We start from the raw sequence: 20,199 nt of genomic DNA, 5'->3' as shown, positions 1-20,199 counted from the left end.
AATGCTTTCGCATTTATCGCGCAGCGGAAGGATCAGTTTTCGCGCGCGGCATCAGTCTCGCTCTTCAGCAGCGCAGTTCCCCGCCCCCCTTCCCCCTTGGATAGAACATAGACGAAGGCATTGAACTTCCGGTGCAAAGGATCAACAGCAGAAACAGGCTCAGGGATGTAGGCGTCTAAAAGGGCCTGCAACTTCCTAATCGCGCTGCCACCCATACCATTAACGTCTTGACTTTCCAGTGCCATTCGAGCGGAACCGATGATCATCGGGGTGTCATCGCCTGGAAAGCCGTAGTCGGTGAGCAGCTCGCGAATGCTGGCTTCGATCGCTGGTGGCACGCCGTCGTCACCCAATAGATCCGCTTTGTTCAGGAACACCACGATGTGGTGTATACCGAGCATCTGGCAAAGGAGCACATGATCACGGGTTTGTGGTGTCGGGCCTTGCGTGGCCGAACATACCAGTATCGCGCCATCCATGCGCGGCGCACCGGTAATCATGCTGGTTTCATAGTCAATGTAGCGAGGGAAGTCCATATGAATGTAATGACGGCTGTTCGACTCATACTCGACGCGGGAAAAACTGATACCGACACCATTGACACTTTTTACTGCGGCGTCATTGACTGCCTCGACACTCAACCCTGACAGCGCCGCTGTCAGGGTGGTCTTGCCATGGTCGTTTTGACCAATCGTGCAAATGTGGATGCGCCGCTGCGTGGCCTTTGAGCTGTGCACGATGACCGGTCCTCCGCTGCTACCCTGAACGTCTTAGGTGCCTATTCAATGCGCGGTTTCGATTAGCGTCTACTGACAAAAATGCCAGGTATCCATCAACGGGTCATTCTTGTTCAGCAAACGCCGCCTGCGAGTCCCACCCGCCCCCCAACGCCGCGATCAACTGCACGCTGGCCACCAGTCGCCCCTGCATCAGGTTGAGCACGCTGCGTTCGTTGCTAAGCGCGGTGGTCTGTACGTTGACCACGTCCAGGTAGGCGATCAGCCCGGCCTTGTACTGGTTGTTGGTCAGGCGCAGGGATTCGCGGGCTGCGGCCAGGGCTTCGCTGCGCACCTGGGCTTCGTCCTGGTAGACCTTGAGCTGTACCAGGTAGTTTTCCACTTCCTTGAAACCGTCGAGCACGGTCTGCCGGTACTGGGCCACGGTCTGGTCGTAAACCGCTTCGCTGCGGTCGATTTCGGCGGCACGCTGGCCGCCGTCGAACAGGGTCATGGCCAGTTGCGGGCCAACCGACCAGAAGCGGTTCGGCAGGCTGATCCAGTCGCTGAAGCTGCTGCTGCTGTAGCCGCCGCTCATGCTCAGGGTCAGGTCCGGGAAGTAGGCGGCGCGGGCCACGCCAATGCTGGCGTTGGCCGACATCACGTTGCGTTCGGCCTTGGCGATGTCCGGGCGGCGCTCGAGCAGTTGCGAAGGCAAAGCCAGCGGCACCTGCGGTAGTGCCGGGATGGCCTGGCTGTCGGCCAGGGCGAACTCGGCCGGGGCCTTGCCCAGCAAGACGGCGATGGCGTTTTCCAGTTGCGCGCGCTGCCACACCAGGTCGATCAGGTCGGCCTGGGTGCTTTTGAGCTGGGTCTGCGCCTGGGCTACCGCGTCCTTGCCCGAGACTCCGGCTCGGTACTGGTTCTCGGTCATTTTCAGTGAACGTTCGTAGGCCTCGACGGTAGCCTCGAGCAGACGCTTCTGCTCGTCGATCACCCGTAGTTGCAGGTAGTTCTGCACCAGCTCCGACTGCAGGCTCAGGCGGATCGCCGCCATGTCGGCGAGGCTGGCCTGGGCGCTGGCCTGGTTGGCGGCCAGGCCGTCGCGCAGCTTGCCCCACAGGTCGGCCTCCCAGCTCACGCCCAACTGGGTGTTGTAGGTGTTGCGGATGCCGCTGCTGTTGTTGCTCAGGCTCGAACTGGAACTGCCGGTGCCCTGGCTTGAGCGGGACTTGCCGGCCGACAGGTCAAGGCTTGGGAACAGTGCACCCCGGGCACTGCGCACCAGGGCCTGGGACTGGCGGTACTGGGCTTCATACTGGGCGACGGTCTGGTTGCCGGCGTTGAGCTGCTCGACCAGGCCGTTGAGCTGGGCGTCACCGTACAACTCCCACCAGGCACCACGGGCGATGGCGTCCGAGGGGTTGGCCTGGGTCCAGCCTTCGGCGTGCTTGAACGCCACTGGCGCCGGCGTCTCGGGGCGCTGGTAGTCCGGGCTCAGGGTACAGGCGCTGAGCATCGCCAGGCACAGGGCCGAGGCCAGCAGGCGCGAGCCACGGGTAGCCAGCAGCGGCTGCAGCGAACGGTCGGAAAGAAGCGGACGTCGGGTCATAGCGGGGTTTCCAAAGCAGCGTCGGTACGCACGCCGCGCCAGCGGTTGAAGCGATGGCGCAAGCGGTCCAGATAGAGGTAGACCACCGGGGTGGTGTAAAGCGTGAGGATCTGGCTAAAGACCAGCCCGCCGATGATGGTCAGGCCCAGGGGCTGGCGCATTTCGGCGCCTTCGGCGTGGCTGAGCAGCAGCGGCAAGGCGCCGAGGATGGCCGCCAGGGTGGTCATCAGGATCGGCCGCAGGCGCAGCAGGCAGGCACAGCGGATCGACTCCTCCGGGCTCAGCTGTTCGTGGCGCTCCAGTTGCAGGGCCAGGTCGATCATCATGATCGCGTTCTTCTTCACCACGCCGATCAGCAGGAACAGGCCCAGCAGGGAGATCAGGCTGAACTCGCTGCCAACCACATACAAGGTGAGCAAGGCTCCTACCCCGGCCGATGGCAGGGTCGAGAGGATGGTCAGCGGGTGAATGTAGCTTTCGTAGAGGATGCCCAGCACCAGGTACACCGCCAGCAAGGCGCCGAGGATCATGAACGGCTGACCCTTCTGGCTTTCGGCGAAGGCATCGCCGGTGCCGCCGATCTTGGCGATCACGTCTTCGGGCAAGCCGACCTTGGCCACTGCCCGCTCCACTGCGGCCATGGCCTGGTCCTGGCTGTAGCCTTCGGCGATGTCGAAGTTGATGCTCTCGGAGGCGAACTGGCCTTCGTGACTGACACGGTCGTCAGCCAGGCTGTTCTCGTAGTGGGCGAAGGTCGCCAGCGGCACCCGGGCGCCCTCGGCGGTGATCACCTGGACCTGTTCCAGGGTGCGCGGGTCCTGGGCGTACTTGGGGTTGATCTCCATCACTACCTGGTACTGGTTGAGGCTGTCATAGATGGTCGAGATCTGTCGCTGGCTGTAGGCGTTGTTGAGCACCGAGGTGACCATGCTCATGTCGATGCCCAGGCGCTTGGCCTGTTCGCGGTCGACCACCAGAGTAATCTGCTGGGTGCCGCCACCTTCGCGAGCGTCGATGGCGGTCAGCTCCGGCAGCGCCTTGAACGCTGCGACCACCTTCGGGTACCACTCGCGCAGGGCCGACAACTCGCTGCTTTGCAGGGTGTAGAGGAACTGCGAGGTGCTCTGGTCGCGGCCGCCGCCGAACTGCAGGTCCTGGTCGGCCATCAAGAACAGTCGGCCACCCGGCACCTTGGGCATCTCTTTGCGCAGGCGCTCGATGATCTTCTGCGCCGAGACCTTGCGCTCGCTGATCGGCTTGAGGCGCACCAGCACCATGGCGTTGTTGGTGCCGCTGTTGCCACCGATGAAGCCGGCGACGCTCTCCACCGCAGGGTCGGCCAGCAAGGCGCGGCGGTAGATTTCCATCTTCGGCTGCATGACCTGGAACGACAGGCCGTCGTCGCCGCGGACAAAGCCCATCAGCTGGCCGGTATCCTGCTGCGGCAGGAAGGTCTTGGGCACCACCACGTACAGGGCGATGTTGACCGCGATGGTCACCAGCAGGCTCAGTACGGTCAGGCGTCGATGACGCATGACCCAGTCCAGACTGCGCCCGTAGCCGGCCATCATGCGCTGGTTGAGCTGCTCGCTCCAGCGCTGCAGGCGGGTCTGTTCGCCCTCTGGCTGGGCCTTGAGCCAGCGCGCGCAGAGCATCGGCGTGAGGGTCAGGGACACCAGCAAGGACACCAGGATCGCCACCGCCAGGGTGATGGAGAACTCGCGGAACAGCGAGCCGACAATGCCGCCCATGAACAGGATCGAGACGAACACCACCACCAGCGACAGGTTCATCGACAGCAAGGTGAAACCGACTTCCTTGGAGCCCATGTAGGCGGCGCGCATCGGCGGCACGCCGTCGTCGATATGCCGGGAGATGTTCTCCAGCACCACGATGGCGTCATCGACCACCAGGCCCGTGGCAAGAATCAGCGCCATCAGCGACAGGTTGTTCAGCGAAAAGCCGCACAGGTACATGGCGGCGAAGGTGCCCACCAGGGACACCGGTACCGCCAGGGTCGGGATCAGCGAGGCGCGCAGGTTACCGAGAAACAGAAACACCACCAGGATCACCAGGACCACGGCGATGATCAGGGTGTGCTCGGCTTCTGCGAGGGTCGCCTTGATCACCGGCGAGCGGTCCATGGCCACGTCCAGTTTGACGCTGGCGGGCATAAGCGACTCCAGGGCCGGCAACTGCTCCTTGATCTTGTTCACGGTCTCGATGATGTTGGCGCCGGTCTGGCGGTTGATCACCAGCAGCACCGCGTCCTGGTCGTTGAAGAAACCGCTGTTGTAGCGGTTCTCCACCGCGTCGCTGACCTTGGCCACATGGCTCAGGCGCAGCACCGCGCCGTCCTGGTAGCGAATCACCAGCGGTTCGTAGTCCTTGGCTTTCTCCAACTGATCGTTGGCCTGCACCTGCCAGTTGCGCTGGCCGTCTTCGATAAAGCCCTTGGGCCGACGCTGGTTGGCGTTGGCGATGGTCTGGCGCACGTCATCCAGGGCCACGCCATACTGGTTGAGCAACTGCGGTTCGAGCTCGACGCGCACCGCCGGCAGCGAACTGCCGCCGATCTGCACCTCACCTACCCCCGGCACCTGGGACAGGCTCTGGGACAGAATGGTCGAGGCCAGGTCGTACAGCTGGCCCTTTTGCAGCACGCTGGAGGTCAGTGCCAGGACCATGATCGGCGCCTGGGACGGGTTGAATTTCTTGTAGGTGGGCATGCTGCGCATGCCACTGGGCAGCAGGTTGCGCGAGGCGTTGATCGCCGCCTGTACCTCACGCGCGGCGGCATCGATGTCGCGGCCCTGGTCGAAGCCGAGGATCACCCGGGTCGAGCCCTGGCTGGAGCCGCTGGTCAGGGTGGTGACCCCGGAGATTGCCCCCATCGAGCGTTCCAGCGGCGTGGCCACGGTCGCCGCCATGACCTCGGGGCTGGCGCCCGGTAGGTTGGCCTGGACCACGATCACAGGGAATTCGATCTGTGGCAACGGCGCCACCGGCAACAGGCCGAAGCTGACGCCCCCGAGCAGCATGATCGCCAGGCTCAGCAGCATGGTCGCCACCGGACGGCGGATGAACGGTGCGGACAGGTTCATGGCTTGGCCTGCACCACGGCATCAGGCTCGCGGCGCCAGCGCCGCGCCAGGCGATCGAAGTACAGATAGATGACCGGTGTGGTGAAAAGCGTCAGCACCTGGCTGACCAGCAACCCGCCGACCATCACCAGGCCCAGTGGTTGGCGCAACTCGGCGCCGGAGCCGGTGGCGAGCATCAACGGGATGGCGCCGAACAACGCCGCCAGGGTAGTCATCAGGATCGGCCGAAAGCGCAGCAACGCCGCCTGGTAGATGGCCGCCTCGGGGGCCATGCCCTGGTTGCGTTCGGCTTCAAGGGCGAAGTCGATCATCATGATCGCGTTCTTCTTGACGATGCCGATCAGCAGGATGATGCCGATGATGGCGATCATGCCCAGGTCGTTACCGGAGAGGATCAGCGCCAGCAAGGCCCCGACCGCCGCCGACGGCAAGGTCGAGAGGATGGTCACCGGGTGGATGTAGCTCTCGTAGAGCACGCCAAGCACGATGTACATGGTCACCACTGCCGCCAGGATCAGCAGCAAGGTGCTCGACAGCGAGGCCTGGAAGGCTTCGGCCGCGCCCTGGAAGCGGGTTTGCACGCCCACCGGCATACCGATGTCCTGCTGTACCTGCTCGATGACCTTGACCGCTTCGCCCAGGGCCACGCCGTCACCGAGGTTGAACGACATCATTACCGCCGGGAACTGGCCTATATGGGCAATCGCCAGCTGCGCCTGGCGCTGCTCGATGCGCGCCAGGCTCGACAGGCGCACCTGGCCGCCATCGCTGGCCTTGACGTGAATCTGCTCCAGCACCTGCGGGCCGATGCTCGACGCAGCCTCGGCCTGCAGCACCACGCGGTACTGGCTGGCCTGGGTGTAGATGGTCGAGATCTGCCGCTGGCCGAAGGCGTCGTACAGGGCGTTGGTGATGTCGGCGACGTTGATGCCCAGGCGGCTGGCGGCGTCGCGGTCGATCACCAGGTACACCTGCAGGCCCTTGTCCTGTAGGTCGCTGGCGACATCGGTCAGCTCCGGGCGCTGCTGCAGGGCATCGACCAGCTTGCCGCTCCACTGCGCCAGCAGCTCGGCATCAGGCGATGACAGGCTGAACTGGTACTGGGTACGGCTGACCCGGTCCTCGATGCTCAGATCCTGCACCGGCTGCATGAACAGGCGAATGCCAAGCAGTTTGTCGACTTCCGGCTGCAGCCGGGCAATCACCTGGGCGGCAGTCAGGTCGCGCTCGCCATGGGGCTTGAGGTTGATCAGCAGGCGGCCGCTGTTGAGCGTGGCGTTGTCGCCATCCACGCCGATATAGGACGACAGGCTCTGCACCGCCGGGTCCTTGAGAATCACTGCGCTAAGCTGCTGCTGGCGCTGGCTCATGGCTGTGAACGACACCGACTGCGGCGCCTCGGAAATACCCTGGATCACCCCGGTGTCCTGCACCGGGAAAAAGCCCTTGGGCACCACCAGGTACAGCAGCACGGTCAGGCCCAGGGTGGCCACGGCCACCAGCAGGGTCAGCGGCTGGTGCCTGAGCACCCACTGCAGGCCACGGCCGTAGTAGTCGATCATCCAGTCGATCCAGGCACCGCTGGCCCGGTAGAAGCGCCCCTGCTCTTCCTCCTTGGGCTCACGCTTGAGCAAGCGCGCGCACATCATTGGCGTCAGGGTCAGCGACACCACCAGGGAAATCAGGATCGCCACCGCCAGGGTAATGGCGAACTCGCGGAATAGCCGGCCAACCACATCGGCCATGAACAGCAGCGGGATCAGCACCGCGATCAGCGAGAAGGTCAGCGAGATCAGGGTAAAGCCGATTTGCCGGGCGCCCTTGAGCGCTGCCTGCATCGGCGTTTCGCCCTCTTCGATATGCCGCGAGATGTTTTCCAGCATGACGATGGCATCGTCGACCACAAAGCCGGTGGCGATGGTCAGCGCCATCAGCGTCAGGTTGTTGATCGAAAAGCCGGCCAGGTGCATCACCGCGAAGGTGCCGATCAGCGACAGCGGCACAGCCACCGATGGAATGATCGTGGCGCTGACCCGGCGCAGGAACACGAAGGTGACCATCACCACCAGGGCAATGGCGATCAGCAGCTCATGCTGGACGTCCTTGACCGAGGCGCGGATGGTCTGGGTGCGATCGGTGAGTACCGTGACGTCCAGGCCCGCCGGCAGGTTGTCGGTGATCGACGGCAGCATGGCCTTGATCCGGTCGACCACCTCGATGACGTTGGCCCCGGGTTGGCGCTGGATGTTCAGCAGCACCGCCTGGTTCTGGTTGGCCCAGGCCGCCAGGCGCTCGTTCTCGGCGCCATCGACGATCTCGGCGACGTCCTTGAGGCGCAGCGGCGCGCCGTTGTTGTAGGCGAGGATGAGGTTGGCGTATTCCTCGGGCGAGCGCAGCTGGTCGTTGGCATCGAGCATCGAGACCCGGGTCGGGCCGTCGAAGTTGCCTTTGGGCTGGTTGACGTTGGAGGCACCGATCAGGCTGCGCACGTCGGCCAGGTTGAGCCCGGCTGCGGCCAGGGCGTCGGGGTTGACCTTGATCCGCACCGCCTGGCGCTGGCCGCCGGCGATGCTGACCATGCCGACGCCGCCGATCTGGGCGATTTTTTGCGCGACCCGGGTGTCGACCAAGTCGTTGAGCTTGGGCAGCGGCATGGTTTGCGAGGCAATCGCCAGGGTCAGCACCGGGGTGTCGGCCGGGTTGACCTTGTTGTACACCGGCGGTGCCGGCAAGTCGCTGGGCAACAGATTGCTGGCAGCGTTGATCGCCGCCTGCACCTGTTGCTCGGCCACGTCCATGTTCATGTCCAGGCTGAAGCGCAGGGTCAGCACCGAGGCGCCGCCGGAGCTGGTCGAGGCCATCTGGGTCAGCCCGGGCATCTGCCCGAACTGACGCTCAAGGGGCGCGGTGACCGCACTGGTCATCACCTGGGGGCTGGCGCCGGGGTACAGGGTCATGACCCGGATGGTCGGGTAATCGACCTGGGGCAAGGCCGCCACGGGCAGCATCTTGTAGGCGATCAGGCCAGCCAGGACGATGGCCAGCATGCTCAGGGTGGTCGCCACCGGGCGCAGGATGAACAGCCGCGAGAGGTTCATGCGCCGGCCTTGCCCTGTGCGCCATTAACGGCCGAGGCTTCCTTCTTGTCCTGGCCCTGCAGGTGCTGGCCTGGGGTGACCGGTACTTCGGCGCTGTCGTTGACCACCTCGACGTCACTGCCATCGCGCAGGCGGTCGGTGCCTTCGAGCACCACTCGCTCGCCCTTGGCCAGGCCTTCGCTGACCACCGTGAGGTCGCCATCACTGGCACCCAGCTTGAGCTTGCGGATACGCACCCTGTTGTCGCCTTCCATGACATAGACGAACGAGCCGTCGGTACCGAACTGGATCGCCGCCGAGGGCGCCAGCACTACCCCCTTCAAGGTGTCGGCCAACAGCCGCACGTTGACGAACTGGTTGGGGAACAGCGCCTCGTCCTGGTTCTCGAAATAGGCCTTGAACTTCAGGGTGCCGGTGGTGGTGTCGATCTGGTTGTCGAGGCTGCGCAGCACGCCGAGCGCCTGTTGCTTGATGTCGCTGCGGTCCCAGGCCTCGACGGGCAACTGGGCACCGCTGCGGTAGCGAGCCAGCACGGCGTTGAGTTCCGATTCGGGCAAGGTGAAGGCCACGGTGATCGGCTGGGTCTGGGTGATGACCACCAGTGCGGTGGCGTCGTTGGCTGCCACCAGGTTGCCGAGGTCGAGCTGGCGCAGGCCCAGGCGGCCGCTGATGGGCGCGCGGATGCGGGTGAAGTCGAGGTTGAGCTTGGCGTCACCGACCGCCGCCTGGTTGGTCTTGATCGTGCCCTGGTACTGGCCGACCAGCGCCTGCTGGGTGTCGAGGGTCTGCTTGGCGATACTGTCTTCGGCGTACAAGCCTTTATAGCGCTGCAGGTCGAGCTGGGCGTTCTTCAATTGCGCCTGATTCTGCGCCAGGGTGCCTTCGGCCTGCTGCAGGGCGATCTGGTAGCTGCGCGGGTCGATCTCGGCCAGCAGCTCGCCAGCCTTGACCTTCTGCCCTTCATGGAAGTTGACCTTGACCAGCTCGCCGCCCACCCGACTGCGCACGTTGACGGTGTTGGTGGCGGTAACGGTGCCGAGGGCTTTCAGATAAACCGGGAAATCCCCCACGATGGCCGGCTCGACCCGTACCGGCACGGGCCCGGCGAAGGCGCCAAAGCCCGGCCGCCCGCCCTTGCCGCCCGCTGCTGCGCCGCCCTTTTGCGCGGCCGGCGACGGCCACAGCCACCAGCACAGGGCCGCGGCCAGCAGCAGGATCAGCAGGCCGACAAGCCAGCGACGAGGGGAACGGGAACGAGAAAGCATGGGTTGATCGACCATTGTGCGGGAACGAATTCTTTTGAGGAGGCTGAACGATAAGCACTGATGAAGGATAAGCAAAGCGCCTTTACCGGCACTTTACCTTGAGCTTACGTTGCTAAAGTAATGAACTATAAATAAAAACGGCCTGAACTATGTCCAGGCCGCAACAACTTTTAGCAATTACTAACAATAATCGCGTCGCCTTCATCGCCGGCAAGGCCGGCTCCCACAGGAACAGCGTACCCAGGACCATTGTGGGAGCTGGCGTTGCCAGCGATGGACTGCGCAGCAGTCCCGACGGGTTTGCTATTACTTCAGAACAGCCAGAGCAGCCTCATAGTTCGGCTCTTCAGCAATTTCGCCAACCAGTTCGCTGTGCAGCACCTTGTCGTTCTCATCCAGCACTACCACGGCGCGGGCAGTCAGACCGGCCAGTGGGCCATCAGCGATAGCTACACCGTAGTTTTCCTTGAACTCAGCGCCACGCAGGGTCGACAGGTTCTGCACGTTTTCCAGACCTTCAGCACCGCAGAAACGCGCTTGCGCGAATGGCAGATCGGCAGAGATGCACAGCACGACAGTGTTGGCGACATCATTGGCCTGGGCGTTGAATTTGCGCACAGAAGTTGCGCAGGTCGGGGTATCGACGCTTGGGAAGATATTCAGCACTTTGCGCTTGCCGGCCAGGGAGGCCAGGGTCACATCGGCCAGGCCTGCACCGACCAGGGAAAACGCAGGTGCCTGGGCGCCCACTTTCGGCAGCTCGCCGTTGACCTGAACCGGGTTGCCTTTAAGAGTCACTTGAGCCATGAACGAAGTCCTTATGCGGGGGTTAAGTAAAGGACCAGAGTTAACCATGAAAGTGCCCGTCTACCTATGGGCCGGTGTTAAATTGTTGAATTGCCAGACAACTTTTGTGGACAATTTTTAGTTGTTCGGGAGCCGATTGCCGGCTCCCGAATCCAGCGGTTCAGCTCAGCAGCGAGTAAACCAGCGCCGAAATGGCCACCAGGCCTACGGCAACGACGAAGACGTTGGACATCTGCCCGCGGTACTTGCTCATGGCCGGCACCTTGCGGATGGCGTACATCGGCATCAGGAACAGGATCGCGGCGATCACCGGGCCGCCGAGGGTCTCGATCATGCCGAGGATGCTCGGGTTGAGGGTGGCGACAATCCAGCAGATGATCAGCATGAAGGCTGCGGTCATGCGGTCCAGAGCCTTGGCGCCCGGACGCTTGCCAGTCTTGACGATCAGGCCCTTGAGGCCTTCGCTGGCGCCGATGTAGTGGCCCAGAAACGACTTGGCGATGGCGATGAAGGCGATCAGCGGCGCGGCAAAGGCGATGGTCGGGTTGCTGAAGTGGTTGGCCAGGTACGACAGGATCGACAGGTTCTGCGCCTTGGCTTCGGCCAGTTGCGCAGGGGTCAGGGTCAATACGCAACTGAACACGAAGAACATCACCATGGCCACCATCAGCAGGTGGGCGCGGCACAGGATCTGCCCGCTGCGCTCATCGGCGTGCACGCCATAGCGGCGTTTCTGGTCAACGGCAAAGGCCGAGATGATCGGCGAATGGTTGAACGAGAAGACCATCACCGGGATCGCCAGCCACAGGGTGTGCAGGAACGCCGAGCCCGAGGGCATCTGGGTCGCGGTGGTGAGGATGCCGCCGCTCCAGTGCGGGATCAGGAACACCGCGAGGAACGCCAGGGCGACAATGAACGGATAGACCAGCCAGCTCATGACCTTGACCGTGGCCTGCTCGCCGCAGCGCACGATGGCTAATAGGCCAAGGATCAGCACGAACGACAACACCGCACGCGGGGGTGGCTCGATGTGCAACTGGTGCTCCATGAAGCTGCCAACGGTGTTGGTCAGGGCCACGCTGTAGATCAGCAGGATCGGGAAAATGGCGCAGAAGTACAGCAGGGTGATCAGCGCACCGGCACTGATACCAAAATGCTCTTCGACCACGTCGGTGATGTCGGCGCCGTCACGCCCGGAGAGCACGAAGCGGGTCAGGCCGCGGTGTGCATAGAAGGTCATCGGGAAGGCCAGCAGCGCCAGGATCAGCAGCGGCCAGAAGCCGCCGAGACCGGCGTTGATTGGCAGGAACAGGGTTCCGGCGCCGATTGCCGTGCCAAACAGACCCAGCATCCAGGTCGTGTCCTGACGGGCCCAGCTGCCGAGGGCGGCGGGGGTCGATTCGAAGCGTTGTTCAACGCTTGGGGCCTGCTCATTCATCCGGGTGCAACTCCACTCGCAAGACTGCAACAGAGCTGAGAGTGGCGAAACAGACGCTTCGCCCCTCTTAGCCACACAAAGAGGGGCGCGATTGTGCGCCGTTTGGTTGCACTTGCAAAGCCCTGGCCGAGGAGTGGTTGCACCTTGGGTTAAAAGCATCGCGGGGCAAGCCCGCTCCCACAGGGTCTGGATGACCTCTGTGGGAGCGGCGATGCGGCGACCCGACTTGCCCCGCGATAGATTTTGCTTATTGAACCGCAGCGAACGCCTTGGCCACCTGCTGCAGGTTATCCGGACGCAGGCCCGCCATGCACACCCGGCCGCTGTCGATCAGGTACACGCCGAACTCGTCTCGCAGGCGACGCACCTGCTCGACGCTGAAGCCGGTGTAGCTGAACATGCCGCGCTGGCGCAGGAAGAACTGGAAGTCCTGGCCCGGCAGCAGCTCGCCCAGGGTGTCGACCAGGGCCTGGCGCATGTCGAGGATGCGCAAGCGCATCTTCTCCACTTCCGCTTGCCACTGGGCGTTCAGCTGGGCATCACCGAGCACCGCCGCCACCAGTTGGGCACCGAAGTTTGGCGGGCTGGAGTAGTTGCGGCGCACGGTGGCCTTGAGTTGGCCGAGCACGCTTTGCGCGCTGTCAGCGTCGTCACAGACCACCGACAAACCGCCGACCCGCTCGCCATACAGCGAGAAGATTTTCGAGAACGAGTTGCTCACCAGGCACGGCACGCCGGCACGGGCCACTTCGCGAATGGCGTAGGCGTCGTCCGCCAGGCCTTCACCAAAGCCCTGGTAGGCGATGTCGAGGAACGGGATCAGCTGGCGCGCCTTGAGCACTTCGATCACCTGTTGCCATTGGTTCTGGCTCAGATCGACCCCGGTCGGGTTGTGGCAGCACGGGTGCAGCAGGACGATGCTGTTGGGCGCCAGGCCCTGCAGGGTGGCGAGCATGGCGTCGAAGTCCAGGCCGCGGGTGGCCTGGTCGAAGTACGGGTAGGTGTTGACCGTAAAACCTGCGCCTTCGAAGATCGCCCGGTGGTTGTCCCAGGTCGGATCGCTGACCCAGACCTGCGATGCGGGGAAGTAACGCTTGAGGAAGTCGGCGCCGACCTTCAGCGCGCCAGAGCCACCCACCGTCTGCACGGTGGCCACGCGGCCGCCTTCAACTGCCGGGTGGCCTGCGCCGAACAACAGCGCCTGGATCGCCTGGCGGTAGCTGTTCAGGCCTTCCATCGGCAGGTACATCGAGGCTTCGTGAGGCTGGGCGGCAAAGCGCTGCTCGGCTTCGCGCACCGCATCCAGCTGTGGCACCACGCCTGCGGCATCGTAATACAGGCCGATACTCAGGTTGACCTTGGCGGCGCGCGGGTCGGCCTTGAAGGTCTCCATCAGGGAGAGAATCGGATCGCCGGCATAGGCATCGACATGTTTGAACACAGCGCACAGCTCCTTGGGTCAGGACAATTCGGAGTAAAAGCTGTGTCGAGGATACCTGTACCGGGGGCAGAGGAACATTACCCTGGGTGCAACTGATTAGTGCATGGGTGCACAGTGGTCGGTGGTGGCCGCATCGCGGGACAAGTCGAGGCGTCGCACCGCCGCTCCCACCCCTACCCGGCCAATGCCTGCAATTGTTCAAGCTCTGCCACAGTCAGGGTCACCCCGACCTTCGCCGACTGCTCGCGCTCACGGTAGCGCCGTTCACCCGGCATGCGCTGCAAGCCCACTGCCTGCATCTGCCGCACCAGTTCACGGCTGCGCTCGGCAAAGCGGTTGCCTTCGGCCTTGCTCGGGTCAATGACGATGATCAACTGCCCGGTCCAGGGGGTCTTCGCCCCCGGGTGCTGCGACCAGTCGAACTCGAAAGAGAAGTGGCCACCGGTCAGCGCCGCCGCCAGCAGTTCGACCATCATCGACAGCGCCGAACCCTTGTGCCCGCCAAACGGCAGTAAGGCGCCGCCGTCGAGAATCGCCTGGGGATCGCAAGTCGGCTCACCCTTGTTGTCCACGCCCATGCCTTCAGGCAGCCGTTCACCCTTGCGCGCGGCGATCTGCACATCGCCATGGGCTATGGCGCTGGTGGCCATGTCGAAGACGATCGGGTCGCTGCCGGCACACGGCGCGGCGAAGGCTATGGGGTTGGTGCCGAACAAGGGTTGATGGGCGCCATGGGGCACCACGCAGGTCATGCTGTTGACCACGCTCAGGGCCACCAGGCCTTCATCAGCGAAGGGCTCGACGTCTGGCCACAAGGCGGCGAAGTGGTGCGAGTTGTGAATCGCCAGCACAGCAATCCCGGCGCTGCGGGCTTTTTCTACCAGCAAGCTGCGGGCCGCCGCCAGGGCCGGTTGGGCAAAACCGCCACCGGCATCGACGCGCACATAGCCACTGGCGACGTCTGTCACTTCAGGCACGGCCTGGCCGTTGACCCAGCCGCTGGCCAGGGTCGAGACATACCCGGGAATACGGAACACACCATGGCTGTGAGCGCCATCGCGTTGGGCGCTGGCGCAGTTGAACGCCAGAGCCTGGGCCACCGCCTGGCTGCAACCATGACGGACAAAAATGCGCTGCAACAAGGCCTGCAAGTCGGCAAAGGCAATCTGCGCGACAGCAGTGTCGGGACGTGCGGACATCTGAAGCTCCCTTATTGGAATTGGAATGGGCGACAGCGATGGACAATGCCTTGACTTTCCTCTTGTGACAGCAAACTGTCAAATATTGACTTGATGACAGAAAACATTCATTTTCTGTTTCCACGTGCCACTGCCTTCGAGTATCGCCCTGTGAGCCAACCGATCAAACAGCGCCTGGAACACAGCCTGCAGCACGCAGCGGCGTCCGGGCGCAAGATCGCCAGCCACATGCTCGCCAACCTCACCGACCTGCCTTTCGAAACCTCCGCAAGCCTTGCAGCAAAAATCGGCGTCAGCGAGTCGAGTGTCGGGCGCTTCTGCCGCTCGCTGGGCTACGAACACCTCAAGGCGCTCAAACACGACCTTAAAGACGACCTGGGCGAAGGCCCCTGGCTGGTTGGTGATCGCCTGCAAGAGTTTCGCCAGCAGCACGGCCAGGATGCCGCCGGCCTGGCCCGCAGCCTGGAGCAGGAAGTCGGCGCGCTGGTGCGGGTTTACGAGTACAGCCGCACCCCGACCTGGCAGGTGGTCAGCCAACGTCTGGCGCAGCGGCGCAAGGTGTTCGTCGCAGGTTTTCAGACCGAGCGCGGCATCGCCCAGTGCATGGTCCACTTGCTGCAATACCTGCGCGACGGCGTGCAGGTGGTCGACGGCAGTGCCGGGCATTTTGGCGAGGTGCTGCTCAGTGATCCGGCCGACTGCGCCCTGGTGGTGTTCGAAGCGCGCCGTTACTCGCGCCATGCCCTGACCTTGTGCCGCAAGGCGCACGCTGCGGGCATTGCCGTCACCCTGGTGACCGACACGTTTTGTGACTGGGCCGATGCCAACGCCAGTGAGGTGTTTCGCATCCCTACCGAATTCAATCTGTTCTGGGAGTCCACCGCGACGATGCTGTCGTGGGTACACCTGATGGTCAACGAGGTCTGCAAGAAGCTAGGACCGGATGTTGAAAAACGCTTGGAAGCAACTGCAGCTCTACACAACGAATTCGTTGGCTACACGTCAACGAGCAAACAATAGCAAGAGTGCAAACAACAGATCGAGGTGTGTCATGAAACCTGTTATCCGCTTCGCAGGGGCTTGCGCCCTGCTGCTCGCCGGCTCGACCATGGCCCAGGCCGAAACCCTGAAGATCGCCACCGAAGGCGCCTACCCCCCGTTCAACTACGTCGATTCGGATAACAAACTGCACGGCTTCGACGTCGACATCACCCATGCCCTGTGCGAGCAGATGAAAGTCGAATGCACCCTGGTGGCCCAGGACTGGGAAGGCATCATCCCGGCCTTGATGGCCAAGAAGTACGACGCCGTAGTGGCCTCGATGATCAATACCGAAGAGCGACGCAAGAAGATCGCCTTCACCAACCACTACTACAAGACCCCCTTGTCGGTAGCCGTGGCCAAGGACAGTGAAATCACCGACGCACAGACCGACTTCAAGGGCTACACGGTCGGTGCGCAAGCGTCCTCGACCCAGGCCATTTATGCCGAAGACGTGTACGGCAAGGCCGGCGCCGACGTCAAACTCTACCCGACCCTCGACGAAGCCAACGCCGACCTTGCCGCCGGCCGCCTGGACGGGGTGATTGCCGACAAATTCCCGCTGACCGAGTGGCTGGGCAAGGCCGGCAAGGACTGCTGCAAGATCCTTGGCGACGTCAACGGCACCAAGGCCGACGCCTCGATTGCCGTGCGCAAGGAAGACCAGGCCCTGCGCGAGCGTCTGAACACGGCCCTGGACGCCATCGTCGCCAACGGCACCTACCAGAAGATCGCCAGTCGTTACTTCGCCTTCGATATCTATCAGTAAATCTCACGCCCTGTGAGGGACCTGTGGGAGCTGGCCTTGCCAGCGATGCAGACGCCGCGCACTGCCTGACTGCGTGTCGATGCCATCGCCGGCAAGGCCGGCTCCCACAGGGGTGTCTGTCTTGCAAGAGGGTTTGAGCATGCTCGAACAACTGTCACTGCTTTCCTTCGCCAGCGGCGGCTGGGGCCAGGCGTTGCTGGCCGGCGCCCTGGTAACCATTTCCCTGGCCCTGGCCTGCCTGCCCATCGGCCTGCCGCTGGGCCTGGGCGTGGCCCTCGCCGCCCGCTCCTCCAAGCGCTTCCCACGCGCCGCCGCCACGGTGTTCTCCACCGTGTTCCGTGGCCTGCCGGAGTTGCTCACGCTGCTGATCATCTATTACGGCTGCCAGATAGCCGCGCAAAAAATCCTCCTGGCCATGGGCTATGAAGGCGAAGTGCTGATCAACACCTTCCTGGCCGCGATGATTGCCTTCAGCCTGGTGTTCGCTGCGTTCTCCAGCGAGATCTGGCTGGCCGCGTTCAAGACCGTCGCCAAGGGCCAATACGAAGCCTCGGCCGCGCTGGGTCTGAGCAAGGCCACTACCTTTCGCAAGGTGGTGTTCCCGCAACTGGTGCGTATTGCCCTGCCGGGCCTGTCGAACAACTGGCTGTCGCTGCTCAAGGACACCTCGCTGGTGTCGACCATCTCCCTGGTCGACCTGATGCGCCAGACCAACCTTGCGGTCAGCGTGACCAAGGAGCCGATGTTCTTCTACGGTGTTGCCTGCCTGGGTTACCTGCTGTTCTCGGCGCTGTCGGGGCGGGTGTTCACCTTTATCGAACAGTACTTCAGCCGCCATCTGCGGGGGGCACGCACATGAGCTTCGATCAACTGCTGGCGCTGGTGCTCGACCCCGACCTGCTGGAACGCTACGGCCCGCGCTTTATCGACGGCCTGCTGGTGACCGGCAAGCTGGTGGCGCTGTCCTTCACCCTCGGCGCCCTGCTCGGCATGCTGCTGGCCCTGGCCAGGCTGTCGAACAACCTGGTGCTGCAACGCCTGAGCGCCGGCTATATCTACTTCTTCCGCGGCTCGCCGTTGCTGGCCCAGCTGTTCCTGCTGTACTACGGCCTGGGTTCGCTCAAGGGTTTCTGGCAGGAGGTCGGCCTGTGGTGGTTCTTCCGCGATGCCTGGTACTGCACAGTGCTGGCCTTCACCCTCAACACCGCCGCCTACCAGGCCGAGATCTTCCGCGGCAGCCTGTTGGCGGTCGCCCCGGGCCAGTATGAAGCCGCCAAAGCCCTGAGCCTGAAACGCTCGACCACCTTCTTCAAGGTGATCCTGCCGCAGTCGCTGATCGTTGCCATCGGCCCGCTGGGCAACGAGCTGATCCTGATGATCAAGGCCAGTGCCATTGCCTCGCTGGTGACGATCTATGACCTGATGGGCGTGACCAAGCTTGCCTTCTCGCGCAGCTTCGACTTCCAGATCTACCTGTGGGCCGCAGTGCTTTACCTGCTGATCGTCGAGATCGTGCGCCGCAGCCTGAAACACATCGAAGCCCGCCTGGGCCGCCACCTGCGCTGACCGCCTGCTTGTGAGGACCGTTCCAATGCATTGTCAAACCATCGTTCTGGGCGCCGGTATCGTTGGCGTGTGCACCGCCCTGCACCTGCAGGCACGCGGGCGCAAGGTCATCCTCATCGACCGCGAAGAGCCCGGCAGTGGCACCAGCCATGGCAACGCCGGGCTGATCGAGCGCTCCAGTGTCATCCCCTATGCCTTCCCCCGTGAGCTGTCGAGCCTGCTGCGCTATGGCCTGAACCGCCAGCCCGACGTGCGCTACAGCTTCACCCACCTGCCGAAGATCAGCCCCTGGCTGTTCAAGTACTGGAAGAACTCCTCGCCTGCCGGCATTGCCGTGGCGACCCAGGCCATGCTGCCGCTGGTGCAGCGCTGTGTCGAAGAACACGACGCCTTGATCGACGCGGCCGGCCTTGGCGAGCTGGTCAAGGCCAATGGCTGGATCGAGGTGTACCGCAATGAGGGCGCCTACCAAAAGGCCGTGGCCGATGCCCATGCACTGCAAGCCTATGGCTTGAAGTACGAGATCCTCGACCGCCAGCAATTGCACGCACGTGAAGCCGACCTCAGCGACACGGTGGTCGGCGGCATCCACTGGCTCGACCCCAAGACCGTCAGCAACCCCGGCGGCCTGACCCGCGGCTACGCCAAGCTGTTCGTCCAGCGCGGCGGCCAGTTCATTCATGGCGACGCCCGCACCTTGCGCCAGGTCGCCAGCGACTGGCAGGTCGACAGCCGCCAGGGGCCGATCACCGCCCCCGACGTGGTGGTCGCCCTCGGCCCGCAGTCGGCCGAGCTGTTCAAGCCGCTGGGCTACCGCATCCCGCTGGAGATCAAGCGCGGCTATCACATGCATTACCGTGCCCGTGACGGCGCCGAGCTTACGCATTCGATCTGCGATGCCCAGGGCGGTTACGTGCTAGCGCCCATGGCCATGGGCATTCGCCTGACCACCGGCATTGAGTTTGCCGCCAGCAGCGATGCCGCCAACCAGATCCAGTTGCAACGCTGCGAAGCCCTGGCGCGCAAGGTCTTTGCACTCGGCGAGCGGGTCGATGCCGAGCCTTGGCTGGGCCGCCGCCCGTGCCTGCCGGACATGCGCCCGGTAATCGGCCCGGCCGCCCGCCACAAGGGCCTGTGGTTCAACTTCGGTCATGCCCACCACGGCCTGACCCTGGGACCGGTGAGCGGCCGCCTGCTGGCGGAAATGATCACCGGCCAAACTCCATTCACCGACCCTGCGCCTTACCGCGCGAGCCGCTTCGACTGACCGCGGGAGAATAACAATATGACCGCTACTCTGAGCCTTGCTACCCCAACCCCTGCCCCGCAGGCCGACCCGCGCAAGGTCGTGGTGACCGTCGAGGGCCTGAACAAGCATTACGGCGCCTTCCATGTGCTGCGCGACATCAATCTGCAGGTACGCGAGGGCGAGCGCATCGTCCTCTGTGGGCCGTCCGGTTCGGGTAAATCGACGCTGATCCGCTGCATCAACCGCCTGGAAATTGCCGAGCAGGGCAACATCCGCGTCAACGACACCGATCTGGCCCTGACCACCCGCCAGGCCGCCGAGGTACGCAGCGAAATCGGCATGGTGTTCCAGCATTTCAACCTGTTCCCGCACATGAGCGTGCTCGACAACTGCACCCTGGCACCCATGAGCGTGCGCGGCCTGTCGCGCAGGGAAGCCGAAGACCGCGCGCGCTTTTACCTGAGCAAGGTAGGGATCGAGAGCCAGGCCGGCAAATACCCCAGTCAGCTGTCGGGCGGCCAGCAGCAACGGGTAGCGATTGCCCGGGCGTTGTGCATGAAGCCGAAGATCATGCTGTTTGACGAGCCGACCTCGGCGCTGGACCCGGAGATGGTGGCCGAAGTGCTGGATGTGCTGGTGAAACTGGCCGACACCGGCATGACCATGCTCTGCGTCACCCATGAAATGGGCTTTGCCCGCCAGGTGGCCGAGCGCGTGCTGTTTCTTGATGGCGGGCAGATCATCGAAGACGCCAGCCCCGAGGCGTTCTTCAACAACCCGCAGAGTGCGCGGGCCAAGGGATTTCTGGCGCAGATACTGCACTAATCCGGGATGGCGATCGCGGGTCAAGCCCGCTCCTACAGGCCCTGCACTTCTCCTGTGGGAGATTCTATG

General features: G+C 63.6%; 15 protein-coding genes. 6 read left to right on the top strand and 9 right to left on the bottom strand.

The genetic code is table 11. The annotated features are described in order from the left end of the window. Nucleotides 1-32: 32 nt before the first annotated feature. The 9 genes from M5G17_RS24480 to M5G17_RS24440 all read right to left on the bottom strand — a co-directional run bounded on the left by M5G17_RS24480 (nucleotide 33) and on the right by M5G17_RS24440 (nucleotide 14,680). Nucleotides 33-737, bottom strand: coding sequence for a GTP-binding protein (locus M5G17_RS24480; protein WP_273895438.1), 705 nt, complete (start codon nucleotides 735-737; stop codon nucleotides 33-35). A gap of 103 nt (nucleotides 738-840) precedes the next feature. Continuing rightward, nucleotides 841-2,328, bottom strand: a complete 1,488-nt coding sequence (locus M5G17_RS24475; protein WP_273895437.1) for an efflux transporter outer membrane subunit — start codon at nucleotides 2,326-2,328, stop codon at nucleotides 841-843. Then, entirely contained in the window at nucleotides 2,325-5,432 is a 3,108-nt protein-coding gene (locus M5G17_RS24470; RefSeq protein WP_273895436.1) for an efflux RND transporter permease subunit, read from the bottom strand. Before M5G17_RS24470 ends, M5G17_RS24475 begins: the two co-directional genes overlap by 4 nt. Further along, a complete protein-coding gene (locus M5G17_RS24465; RefSeq protein WP_273895435.1) occupies nucleotides 5,429-8,530 on the bottom strand; it encodes an MdtB/MuxB family multidrug efflux RND transporter permease subunit in 3,102 nt (1,033 codons plus the stop codon). The genes M5G17_RS24470 and M5G17_RS24465 overlap by 4 nt, the downstream gene beginning before the upstream one ends. After that, nucleotides 8,527-9,810, bottom strand: a complete 1,284-nt coding sequence (locus M5G17_RS24460) for an MdtA/MuxA family multidrug efflux RND transporter periplasmic adaptor subunit (RefSeq protein ID WP_273895434.1) — start codon at nucleotides 9,808-9,810, stop codon at nucleotides 8,527-8,529. Before M5G17_RS24460 ends, M5G17_RS24465 begins: the two co-directional genes overlap by 4 nt. A 291-nt stretch (nucleotides 9,811-10,101) precedes the next feature. Then, nucleotides 10,102-10,602 (bottom strand): thiol peroxidase, encoded by a 501-nt coding sequence (gene tpx / locus M5G17_RS24455; RefSeq protein ID WP_273895433.1) that lies wholly within the window; start codon nucleotides 10,600-10,602, stop codon nucleotides 10,102-10,104. 160 nt (nucleotides 10,603-10,762) lie between these two features. Beyond that, nucleotides 10,763-12,040, bottom strand: coding sequence for a serine/threonine transporter (locus tag M5G17_RS24450; protein WP_273895432.1), 1,278 nt, complete (start codon nucleotides 12,038-12,040; stop codon nucleotides 10,763-10,765). A 247-nt stretch (nucleotides 12,041-12,287) separates the two neighbouring features. Beyond that, a complete protein-coding gene (locus M5G17_RS24445) occupies nucleotides 12,288-13,481 on the bottom strand; it encodes an amino acid aminotransferase (RefSeq protein WP_273895431.1) in 1,194 nt (397 codons plus the stop codon). Between the two features lie 173 nt (nucleotides 13,482-13,654). After that, nucleotides 13,655-14,680: an Ldh family oxidoreductase gene (locus M5G17_RS24440; RefSeq protein WP_273895430.1), complete on the bottom strand. Its 1,026-nt coding sequence runs from the start codon at nucleotides 14,678-14,680 to the stop codon at nucleotides 13,655-13,657. 150 nt (nucleotides 14,681-14,830) lie between these two features. Here M5G17_RS24440 and M5G17_RS24435 point away from each other — a divergent pair, with 150 nt between their 5' ends. The 6 genes from M5G17_RS24435 to M5G17_RS24410 all read left to right on the top strand — a co-directional run bounded on the left by M5G17_RS24435 (nucleotide 14,831) and on the right by M5G17_RS24410 (nucleotide 20,130). Further along, nucleotides 14,831-15,700 (top strand): MurR/RpiR family transcriptional regulator, encoded by an 870-nt coding sequence (locus M5G17_RS24435; protein WP_273895429.1) that lies wholly within the window; start codon nucleotides 14,831-14,833, stop codon nucleotides 15,698-15,700. Nucleotides 15,701-15,731: 31 nt separating this feature from the next. Continuing rightward, on the top strand, nucleotides 15,732-16,490 hold the full coding sequence (locus M5G17_RS24430) for a transporter substrate-binding domain-containing protein (RefSeq protein WP_273895428.1): 759 nt from the start codon (nucleotides 15,732-15,734) through the stop codon (nucleotides 16,488-16,490). 139 nt (nucleotides 16,491-16,629) lie between these two features. Continuing rightward, nucleotides 16,630-17,349: an ABC transporter permease gene (locus M5G17_RS24425; protein ID WP_273895427.1), complete on the top strand. Its 720-nt coding sequence runs from the start codon at nucleotides 16,630-16,632 to the stop codon at nucleotides 17,347-17,349. Further along, on the top strand, nucleotides 17,346-18,056 hold the full coding sequence (locus M5G17_RS24420) for an ABC transporter permease (protein WP_273895426.1): 711 nt from the start codon (nucleotides 17,346-17,348) through the stop codon (nucleotides 18,054-18,056). The genes M5G17_RS24425 and M5G17_RS24420 overlap by 4 nt, the downstream gene beginning before the upstream one ends. 25 nt (nucleotides 18,057-18,081) lie before the next feature. Further along, nucleotides 18,082-19,323 (top strand): NAD(P)/FAD-dependent oxidoreductase, encoded by a 1,242-nt coding sequence (locus M5G17_RS24415; protein WP_273895425.1) that lies wholly within the window; start codon nucleotides 18,082-18,084, stop codon nucleotides 19,321-19,323. 18 nt (nucleotides 19,324-19,341) lie between these two features. Continuing rightward, a complete protein-coding gene (locus M5G17_RS24410) occupies nucleotides 19,342-20,130 on the top strand; it encodes an amino acid ABC transporter ATP-binding protein (protein ID WP_130264829.1) in 789 nt (262 codons plus the stop codon). Nucleotides 20,131-20,199: the final 69 nt, after the last annotated feature.

This window comes from Pseudomonas rubra (assembly GCF_028656935.1).
Classification (GTDB): Bacteria; Pseudomonadota; Gammaproteobacteria; order Pseudomonadales; family Pseudomonadaceae; genus Aquipseudomonas; species Aquipseudomonas rubra.
This window is presented reverse-complemented; position numbering and strand designations above follow the sequence as displayed.

What these genes read in the sequence shown, in the direction of transcription:
- M5G17_RS24415 (WP_273895425.1), top strand. Translation starts at nt 18,082, where the DNA reads ATGCATTGTCAAACCATCGTTCTGGGCGCCGGTATCGTTGGCGTGTGC.
- M5G17_RS24430 (WP_273895428.1), top strand. Translation starts at nt 15,732, where the DNA reads ATGAAACCTGTTATCCGCTTCGCAGGGGCTTGCGCCCTGCTGCTCGCC.
- M5G17_RS24440 (WP_273895430.1), bottom strand. Translation starts at nt 14,680, where the DNA reads ATGTCCGCACGTCCCGACACTGCTGTCGCGCAGATTGCCTTTGCCGAC.
- M5G17_RS24470 (WP_273895436.1), bottom strand. Translation starts at nt 5,432, where the DNA reads ATGAACCTGTCCGCACCGTTCATCCGCCGTCCGGTGGCGACCATGCTG.
- M5G17_RS24420 (WP_273895426.1), top strand. Translation starts at nt 17,346, where the DNA reads ATGAGCTTCGATCAACTGCTGGCGCTGGTGCTCGACCCCGACCTGCTG.
- M5G17_RS24425 (WP_273895427.1), top strand. Translation starts at nt 16,630, where the DNA reads ATGCTCGAACAACTGTCACTGCTTTCCTTCGCCAGCGGCGGCTGGGGC.
- M5G17_RS24410 (WP_130264829.1), top strand. Translation starts at nt 19,342, where the DNA reads ATGACCGCTACTCTGAGCCTTGCTACCCCAACCCCTGCCCCGCAGGCC.
- M5G17_RS24475 (WP_273895437.1), bottom strand. Translation starts at nt 2,328, where the DNA reads ATGACCCGACGTCCGCTTCTTTCCGACCGTTCGCTGCAGCCGCTGCTG.
- M5G17_RS24465 (WP_273895435.1), bottom strand. Translation starts at nt 8,530, where the DNA reads ATGAACCTCTCGCGGCTGTTCATCCTGCGCCCGGTGGCGACCACCCTG.
- tpx (WP_273895433.1), bottom strand. Translation starts at nt 10,602, where the DNA reads ATGGCTCAAGTGACTCTTAAAGGCAACCCGGTTCAGGTCAACGGCGAG.
- M5G17_RS24450 (WP_273895432.1), bottom strand. Translation starts at nt 12,040, where the DNA reads ATGAATGAGCAGGCCCCAAGCGTTGAACAACGCTTCGAATCGACCCCC.
- M5G17_RS24460 (WP_273895434.1), bottom strand. Translation starts at nt 9,810, where the DNA reads ATGGTCGATCAACCCATGCTTTCTCGTTCCCGTTCCCCTCGTCGCTGG.